Here is a 9,668-nt window from a genome sequence, read left to right on the forward strand (position 1 = left end):
AGGTTATAAAATAGCTGCATGCAGTGGACACGAAGCATGGTGGATAACGGATACGGAGGGCGGCCGTTCTCGCCCTTGGGGTAATAGCGGGCGATCTTCTTTTCCATGCGTTTCCATGGGATCAGCTTATCCATTCGCTCCAGAAAGATTTCCCGGCGGGTCTTACGCTTCTTATTCTGGTATTCAGCTTCGGAGAAAGTCATCTGATCCATGGATAGTATTCCTGATGAGTGAAGTTGGCCGTATTATGACTGATTTGGGGAGTTATTCAGAGCCTCCTTAGGAAAATTAGGAAAATTAGGAAAATTAGGAAAATTAGGAAAATTAGGAAAATTAGGAAAATTAGGGTCAGATCCACATATCTAAACAGTTAAGCAGTCTGTATAAAACACTGCTGATGCTCTTTAACAATTTGTTTGCGTAGTACTGGTAGCAGGCTAACAGGAACGGGGTCAGACTCGCAGAGTCAGACCCCAATCGAACACGAGTACAACGACGCCAACCAACTAACCCGCAAAGGCAACACCTATTATCACTACGATAATAACGGCCACCTCATCAGCAAGGGGTCTGACGCGGTGGCAGACCCTGCGGGTCTGACCCCGGATATTCGCTATATCTACAACGCCGAAGAACGCCTAATCCGCATCGAAAACGGCGCTGGTGGCACAATTGCTGAGTACGGTTACAACCCCTTCGGCCACAGAATGTGGAAAGAAGTCTCCGGTGTCCGCACCTACTTCCTGTATAACCACTCAGGTATGGTGGGTGAGTATGATGCTTCGGGTAACGCACTCAAAGAATACCACTACTGGCCAGGTGCCACCTGGATGACTCAGCCCATGTTCCAAAGGGATAACGGGCAGGTGTACTACTACCAGAATGATCATTTGGGAACACCACAGAGAATGTTGACTAACTCAGGCGCTGTTGTCTGGGAAGCGGAATATGCAGCGTTTGGAGAAGCCAGTGTTTTTGTCGATATGGTGTCGAACAACCTGAGGTTTCCGGGGCAGTATTTTGATGCGGAGAGTGGGCTGCATCATAACTATTTTCGGGATTATGATCCGGCGTTAGGGCGTTATGTGCAGAGTGATCCGATTGGGTTGAATGGGGGCTATAATCTTTATGGTTACTCTTCACAGGGCCCCATTTCTAATATAGATCCACTAGGATTGTGGTCGGTTTCAGTTGATATGTATTACTATTTTGGCGGTGGATTAACCTTCGGACAAGATCCGAATGGAAAGGGCTTTTGGACCCTTCGGTTTGGCCCAGGAATGGGGGGCGGCGGAACTTATGATCCAAATGGTACGAGCGCTGCCTACGACGAATGTTATTTACCAACGGGTAATGACGTGGCCCTTGGAGTTTTTGCTCAAGGGAGTGTAGGAATACTAAATCTAAGTGCTAACGTAGAAGGTAGGGCTGGTTGGGGACCTGGGAAAGATGACCCGAGAATAAGACGTACTCCGTATGGAAGCTTTATAGAGACCCCTAATAAAACATACAGTGATGGGCGTGGGTATGTTGGTCTTTCTAGCTCTTCTAGATTTTCAGCTCTCGGTGCACTTGGTATTGAAATTACCAGCTATTCTTTCGCTGTCCAATAGATTTATAGTTAATAGGGATATTGTAGGTTTATGAAGTTATCAAGAAGATATGCTGCATATGTATCTGTGATTTTACTTTTTGTTGTGACAATTATCATAATGTTAGGGGTCGTTTTTCCTTGGGAAAAGGCTATTGAACAACTTGAACTAAAGCACCCGGGAGAAACAGCTGTTTTGGTTGGCCTGGAAGTGGTGAAGTCCAGTTCTGGAGACTATAAAAAGGGCTACTATTTATTGTTGCCTAGTAAGAAAGTTGTGGTAGTTATGGATAGAGAAGGGGAATTAAATATTTCGGAATATCGTATGGGATTAATGTATTTTATTGTAAGCCTGTGTTTTGTCTTTTTTCTGTTTATGTATGCCTGCCTCCCTGTACTAAAAGGTATAGGGCGATTATTTAGAAAATTTTGATGGAAAGGAATAATGGGACACGGTAAGCATTATGAAAATTAGGGTCAGATCCACATATCTAAATAGTTAGGCAGTCTGTATAAAACACTGCTGATGCTATTTAATAATTTGTTAGCGTAGTGCAGATGGTAGGCCATCAGGAATGGGGTCAGACTCGCAGAGTCAGACCCTAGTGCTACGCAACATAATAATGAATACTTATGTAATAAATATTGGTAGTAAAAGTGAAAAAGCTCTTCTTTGTCTTTGGTGTTGTTGTTGGAATATTCGCACTCATTAAATTCATGGGCGGTGACGCCAGTGCGGGCAGCGAAGCCTATCAAGCCGGTTCAAACGCCGGTCAGATATTTATGATGTTATTTGGCTTAGCATGTGCTTGGCGGTTGTATAAAGGGGAGTAGTCCTTGGGCGTCTCGGGGTCTGACTCTGCGAGTCTGACCCTTGTTGGAGAATTCGAGGTCGTAGAAGTTAGTAGGTGTCAGACTCGCAGAGTCAGACACCGACAAGATTTGGCAAGATAAGGAAGTAGAAAAATGGCAAGGAAGCCAAGAGTTCATACCGCTGGTATTACTCAGCATATTGTTCAGCGTGGTCATAATCGGGAGCGCTGCTTTTTTAACGAGCAGTGTTACAGGTTTTATTTGCGTGTTGCCCGGGAAATGGCTGAACAGGAAGCGTGTGAGGTTCATGCTTATGTGTTGATGACAAACCATGTGCATCTGCTGGTGACGCCGCAAAAGAATGGTGCACTCAGTCGGATGATGAAGCGGATTAATGAGCGCTATGGACGGTTTGTGAATTATGAGTTTGGAAGAACGGGGTCTGTGTGGGAAGGCCGGTTCAAGGCAAGTGTGATTGATACAGAGAAGTATCTACTGACTTGTTACAGATACATTGAGATGAACCCAGTGCGGGCGGGATTGGTGAAAAGGCCCAGTGAATATTTATGGTCTTCAGCCCGTTGGCACGGATGGGGTGAAAAGGATGAATTGGTGGTGGACCATTCGCTTTACATAGCGTTGGGCCGCTCTCCTGAAGAGCGGCAGCGAGCCTATCGGGCGTTGTTTGCTGAAGATTTGAAGTAGATACGGGGTCTGACTCTGCGAGTCTGACCCCGCTAGGTTGAGTTAAGTAGTTAATAGACGGTGTCAGACTCGCAGAGTCAGACACCTGGTAGATATTTCTTGATAAAGAAATTTGGCAGTAATTTGAGTTGTAACAAAGGAAACATCAGGATGATTTCGATTCGTCGTTGGTTGTGGATCGTTGGCTTTTTGGGACTTTTGCTGGGTGGTAAGGCACTCGCGGAAGAATCATTGTGTGCCGTGGTCAAAATTGAGATATCCCAGGAGTTGACCCTGGAGCGGCAGGCGTTTGAAGCGACCATGCGGATTACGAACAGCCTGGATAGTTTCGCACTGGAGAATATCAAGATTGATATTCTGTTTAAGGATGCAGATGGCAATCCTGTTGTGGCGACTTCTGATCCTGATGCCGAGTCGGCCAGCTTCTTTATCAAGCTGGATCAGCATCAGGGAATCAACTCTGTCACAGAAGGTGCTTTTGGTAAGGTGACCGATGGCAAGATTGATCCCACTCAGGTGGGCGAACTACGTTGGTTGATCATCCCGACCAAAGGGGCTGGCGGAGACGGAACTCAAGGCAAGCTCTATTATGTCGGTGCGACCATCAACCTGACCTACGGTGGTGAAACGCAAACCATCGAAGTGGCGCCGGATACTATTGTAGTTAAGCCTCAGCCTAATCTGGTGCTGGATTACTTCCTGACGAAAGAAGTGAATGGGGATAACCCATTTACAACTGAGCAAGAGCCTGTTGAACCCTACACTTTAGGTGTGCGTATTTCGAACAACGGTAGCGGTACTGCCGGCAGTGTCAAAATTGACTCCGCTCAGCCCAAAATCGTTGAGAACAAAAATGACCTGCTGGTGGATTTTCTAATCACCGGCAGCTACGTAGACGACCAGCCAGCAGCGAAAACTCTGCTCCTGAATTTCGGAGACATCGAAGGCCAGACCAACCGTGTTGGTCGCTGGATCATGGAAACCTCCTTGACCGGGCGCTTTACCGAATTTAGTGCCCAGTTCAGCCATGCGGACGAGTTGGGTGGTGCGTTGACCTCATTGATAGAATCAGTGAATACCCATCTACTGATCAGTGATGTTCTGGTCGATCTGTCCGGTCGTGATACGAAGCGTGATTTTCTGGCTCATGATGGCGACGGTAATCTCAAAGTTTATGAATCCGATCGTTTGGGGACGACCGTCGCAGGTTGCAGTGATTGCACCAGCGTGAGCTCTTTGAGCGGGACTCTCGGCGCAGAACAAATCACTGGCAGCCTGATCAAGCGTTCTCTGACTGCCACGGCGACTACCGGTCTGAGTCATATCAAAATTTCTGACCCTTATGCGGGCGACAAACCTCTGACATCAGTGGTTCGTAACGACGGTAAAGTATTGCCCGTGACGAATTACTGGTTATCGAAGACCATTCAGGAAAACAAGATCGACTACGACTATTTTGTGAATGTCTTCGATTCCAACACGACTGGCCAATACACCCTGCAGTTTGGTGGTGTCAGTAATGTTAATGTTGCGCCATCTATTCAGCCGATTGCTGATCGTAGTACCTATGAATCCGGTCAGGTGGGCTTTCTGGTTCGCGCCAGCGATCCTAACGGAACGGTTCCGGTGTTGACGGCTTTGAACCTTCCCAGCGGCGCTACTTTTACCAACAAGGGGAACGGGGATGCGACATTCAACTGGTTCCCGGCGTCTGGACAGGCTGGGACATATTCGCTTTCATTTGAGGCTTCCGACGGCCAGTTAAAGGCGACGCGTGCGGTAACCGTCAAAGTCTATCCTGAATCTGACAAAGATGGCGACGGCATGGATGATGCCTGGGAAGAGGAGCAGTTCGGCAATCTGGACCGGGACGGATCTGATGATTTTGATGGCGATGGTATCAGTGATCTGGAAGAGTTCCTGGATGGTACTGATCCCCTGAATCCGCCCGAAGGACCACAGTCACCTGAACTGAATACGCCCATCTTTGATGGCGAAGTTACTTCCCTGGTGCCAACACTCAGCGTGACTAACGGTGCTCATCAGGACGGCACTTACACCTATCACTTTGAGGTGTACAGTGATGAATCCATGAGTGTGAAAGTGGCAGAGATTGTTGACGTTGCAGAAGGTTCCACTACCACTCAGGCAGAGATGAATGCGGAGACTCTGCAATCCGGTCAAAGCTTCAGCGATAACACGACCTATTACTGGCGCGCTCGTCTTGAAGGAACTGAGGCGAACAGTGACTGGGTGAACGGCCGCTTCTTTATCAATACAGCTAACGATGCTCCGACCAACTTTGCTGTGGCTGCCCCTGGAAACGGAACGCTGGTGGCCTCTTATAAGCCAACGCTGATTGTCAACAACGGTTCCGATATCGATGGCGACCCGCTGACTTATAGTTTCTACGTGTATGCAGAAGAAGATACGAGCTTTTCCTCACCTGTTGCACAAGTTGAGGGGCTGGCACCGGGTCTGAATGGACAGACATCCTGGCAGGTACCTGTACTGTTGGAAGAAAACAAACTCTATTTCTGGATTGCAGAGGTGGTGGATGACGAGGGCGCCCGTGCTTCCAGTGAAGCGTCCAGCTTTGTGGTGAGCACTGCTAATGAAGCACCTTCCAACCCCGTCATTTTGTCGCCGGCGGATCATGCTGAGCTGTCATCGACCTCTGTCGTTCTGAAAATTCAGAATGCTGTCGATCCAGAGCGTAAGGCTCTGACCTATATCTTTGAGCTGGATACAGTCAATACCTTTGATGGTGCGAATAAGCTCTCGCAAACAGATGTAGTGGCTGGTAACGATAATCAGACCAGCGTTCAGTTTGATGGCCTGGTAGACAATGCCCAGTACTTCTGGCGAGTAAAAGCTTCTGACGGCGAAACGGAGTCTGTCTGGGTGATGGCGGACTTCACCATCAGCACAACCCAGGAAGCACCGCCTACGCCAACCCTGGATATTCCTGGAGATAACGTTTGGGTCGAGGTGGGAGCACCGACTTTGGGTGTTCACGCTGTGGTGGATCCAGACGGTGATACTGTGTCCTACCGCTTTCAGGTATTCAGTGACAGTGATCTGACAAATCTGTTGATTGATCATGTCAGCACCACGGCCCAGTGGACACTTGATGTGGAGCTGGACGACAACACTTATTTCTGGTGGCGGGCAAGTGCTGTTGATGAGGCAGGACTGGCAAGCGGCTGGAGTGAAGCACAGAAATTCTTTGTCAATATCGATGGCCTGGATGATGCTCCGGCGATTAATTTTGTTCTGCCTGCACAGGACCAGACTGTATTGGGTGGCGATGTACTGATTCAGTGGACGGATACCGATCCGGATAGTGCCGCGACGATTACGCTCTTCGCAAACGGATTGCCGATTGCGACAGATATTGCTGAGGACGCAGATGGGACTGCAGATCAGTTCCTGTGGAATACCGATGCATTGGTCGATGGCGAGTACACCCTGAGCGCACGTATTGAAGATGCTGTGAATGTCATTGATGTCGTTGCCACTGCAAAGATTACCAAACAGTCCCCCACTGCAGGCGTTGTTGTAACACCTCTGACCACCCTGGATATCAATGAAACGGGTAACCAAGTGGCAGAAGTGGAGGTTGTTCTGAGTCAAGCGCCGGTAGATGCGGCCGGCGGACAGGGCAGTGTGCTGATTAACCTCGCTATTTCCGATGCGGAAGAGGGAGAGATTCTGTCTTCATCCTATTTGCAATTCTCCGATACCAACTGGAATATTCCACAGGTCATAAAAGTGGCCGGTGTGGATGATTGTCTTGTGGACGGTACGCAGGCTGTGAACCTGCAGTTTGCAGGAGTGGTCAGTAATGATCCTCAGTATGACGGATTGGGCATTGCAGACGTTGAGCTGTCTAATCTTGATGACGAAGTGTCTGGTCAGGCGTTGGTTATCTGCCGGTATGATGCAACGATAAATTCCACTCTGAATGGTGTGGCAAATGTCACGCTAAAACCATACCTCAAAAATGATGGGGTGACGCTGTTAAGTGCCAGCGCAGTGGCGCAAGCACGTGCTGGCGAGAGTATTCAGTTTGTTGATACTAATCAGGCCTCGTTCCCAACAATCATCAAAGGGACCGACACCCTGTCCAGTAACGCCCTGATCATTGAGCTGCCTGAAGATGACGCGGTGAAAGGTGATTATCGTGGCATTGTCTGGGCGATTACCCCTGGCGATGCAGCGAGTCAGTCAAACGGAGACAATGGCGATAACATCATTCAGGGAAGTGATGAGGCTGACGTCATTGATGGCCAGGATGGCGATGACATCATTCATGGTGGTGACGGGGATGATGATATCACCGGCGGAGAAGGCTCTGATCAGCTCTATGGTGGCCTGGGAGATGATGTCTTTAGGGCTGAAGGGTATTTGACCTACCCAGATCTCTACTTCGGTGGCGAAGGGTATGACACCCTACAAGGGGGATCGGGAGACGATATTATCCGCATCACAACTTTTGGTACTGAGGTTGATGGTAACTTGGTCAGTGTCGAGAAAATCGATGGGGGTGCTGGATATAACCAGATCGTTGCACTGCATTCGTCGGACTACCTGGATTTTAGCAATACCACACTGGTGAATATCTCTCGGATTATGGCTCACAGAGGTAATGATACCGTCATTGGGAGTGCTGGAAATGACATCATTGAAGGCGGTGAAGGCATTGATACCTTACGTGGTGGTCCTGGCGATGATGTGTTCCTGATGGAAGGCCAGGGAATCTACGGCGATGACATTAATGGTGGTGGTGGCTATGACCAGGTATGGGGTGGTGAAGGTGATGATGTTATTCGCTTTGTTCACCTTGAACAGGTAGAAGTCATCGACGGGCGGGGAGGATACGATCTATTGGTGGTTCTTCCCAAGGCGATACTGTCGATCTGACCAATACACAGTTGATCGGTATTGCTGATATTTATCTGGGTAGAGGGGATGACACTTTTATTGGCTCCTCCGGTAATGACATCGTGGACGGTGGAGAGGGTGATGATCACCTGGAGGGTAAAGCCGGTGATGATACCTTCGTCTACACAACATCAACCAGTCAGGATGGGGATTTCTACGATGGTGGTTCCGGTTTCGATACATTGATGGGCAGCGCTCTGGATGATGAGTTGACATTGAACCGGGTCACTAACGATGAAACCAGTTTACTTGTTAGTGTTGAGCGGATTGATGGCGGCAGTGGCGATAACAGTATCGTTGGTTCGAACGACCATCGTAGGCCAGACTTTATTGATCTGAGAAGTATTGAAGTCATCAATATTTCCAGAATTGATCTAAGGCATGGTGAAGACGTGCTCTATGGCACACCTCAAGCGGATATCATCATTGGAGGAACGGCTGATGATCAGTTATATGGTATGGAAGGCAATGATATCTTCCTAACAGAAGGGAGTAATCAGGGTGCTGATGCATACATTGGTGGCGAAGGATTTGATACCCTTCAGGGAGGCGATGGGAACGATGAGTTTACCTTCGCGATCCCCGTTAACGAAGATATGAAAACCGTTTTGGATGTCGAAAAAATCGACGGTGGTGCTGGTGAAAACTGGATTTTGGGATCGAACAGTGCCTATGACAAAGACTATATCGATTTAAGACAAGTAGAAGTCATCAATATTGCTGGCATCGATCTCAGGCATGGTAATGACGTATTTTATGGTACTTCTGGTCCTGACCTGATTATCGGTGGGACGGCAGATGACAAACTCTATGGCGAACAGGGCGACGATACTTTTCTAACTGAAGGTGAGAATCAGGGAGAGGACATTTATATCGGTGGTGAAGGTTTTGATACCCTCCTTGGAGGAGATGGTAACGATTATTTTTCCTTTGCCAGGCCGACCGATGACAATATGAAAACGGTGCTGGATGTTGAGCGTATCGATGGTGGTGCTGGTGATAACTGGGTACAGGGATCGGATAAAGGTTATGACCGAGATTTCATTGATCTGAGAGGCATTGAGGTCATCAATGTCATAGGCATCGACCTTATGAATGGTCATGATGTTGCTTATGGGAGTGACGCTTCAGAAACCCTGATTGGTGGATTAGGTGATGACGAGCTCTACGGTATGGATGGTGGAGATACCTATGTCTTTGCTGCTGATGAGGGCGAGGATGTAGTTACCGAAACCGGTACTTCAGGTGTTGATATACTCTCTTTCCCTGCTATCAGTAAAAACTCTCTTTGGTTTGATGTTAGTGGAGATGATTTGAAAATCTTCATGATAGGTTCTTCTGGAATGGTCGTAAGCGTCCGGTAACCCCATCTTGAGCGCGCTACCAACTGACTGGATAGTGTCCACTTATTTTTTAGTGGACACTTGTTATGATTGTCATAAGCGCACCTCGCTCCTCCAGAAAACGTCGCCAATATTCCGCAGAATTTAAAGCTAAGATTATTGCTGCCTGCCAACAGCCGGGGGTCTCTGTTTCTGCCATCGCTCTGGATAACGGGCTCAATGCCAATCTGGTTCGACGCTGGATCAGCGACGCGAAGAAACTCGGCTCT

At 48.2% G+C, this 9,668-nt stretch carries 8 protein-coding genes; 7 read left to right on the plus strand and 1 reads right to left on the minus strand.

Going from position 1 to position 9,668, the window contains the following annotated elements:
• The coding region (locus tag F566_RS0100925) for an IS5/IS1182 family transposase (RefSeq protein ID WP_020405098.1) at nt 1–212 on the minus strand (212 nt) is incomplete at its 3' end.
• A gap of 204 nt (nt 213–416) precedes the next feature.
• On the opposite strand from F566_RS0100925, the gene F566_RS37840 reads away from it, so the two are divergent.
• From F566_RS37840 to F566_RS0100960, 7 genes are all read left to right on the plus strand, one after another.
• Complete coding sequence (locus F566_RS37840; RefSeq protein ID WP_157496549.1) at nt 417–1,613, plus strand: RHS repeat-associated core domain-containing protein; 1,197 nt, start codon at nt 417–419, stop codon at nt 1,611–1,613.
• 30 nt (nt 1,614–1,643) lie between these two features.
• Entirely contained in the window at nt 1,644–2,024 is a 381-nt protein-coding gene (locus tag F566_RS0100935; protein ID WP_020405100.1) for a hypothetical protein, read from the plus strand.
• A gap of 224 nt (nt 2,025–2,248) precedes the next feature.
• Nucleotides 2,249–2,425, plus strand: coding sequence for a hypothetical protein (locus F566_RS36640; RefSeq protein WP_020405101.1), 177 nt, complete (start codon nt 2,249–2,251; stop codon nt 2,423–2,425).
• A gap of 132 nt (nt 2,426–2,557) precedes the next feature.
• On the plus strand, nt 2,558–3,109 hold the full coding sequence (locus F566_RS0100945; RefSeq protein ID WP_020405102.1) for an REP-associated tyrosine transposase: 552 nt from the start codon (nt 2,558–2,560) through the stop codon (nt 3,107–3,109).
• A 150-nt stretch (nt 3,110–3,259) separates the two neighbouring features.
• Nucleotides 3,260–8,035 carry an Ig-like domain-containing protein gene (locus F566_RS0100950; protein ID WP_020405103.1) on the plus strand — a complete coding sequence of 1,592 codons (4,776 nt, stop codon included), beginning with the start codon at nt 3,260–3,262 and terminating at the stop codon, nt 8,033–8,035.
• Nucleotides 8,036–8,046: 11 nt separating this feature from the next.
• Nucleotides 8,047–9,420, plus strand: a complete 1,374-nt coding sequence (locus tag F566_RS0100955) for a calcium-binding protein (RefSeq protein ID WP_020405104.1) — start codon at nt 8,047–8,049, stop codon at nt 9,418–9,420.
• A 65-nt stretch (nt 9,421–9,485) separates the two neighbouring features.
• A partial coding sequence (locus tag F566_RS0100960) for a transposase (protein ID WP_020405105.1) occupies nt 9,486–9,668 on the plus strand: 183 nt, incomplete at its 3' end.

It is taken from the genome of Hahella ganghwensis DSM 17046, from assembly GCF_000376785.1.
Taxonomy (GTDB): Bacteria; Pseudomonadota; Gammaproteobacteria; order Pseudomonadales; family Oleiphilaceae; genus Hahella; species Hahella ganghwensis.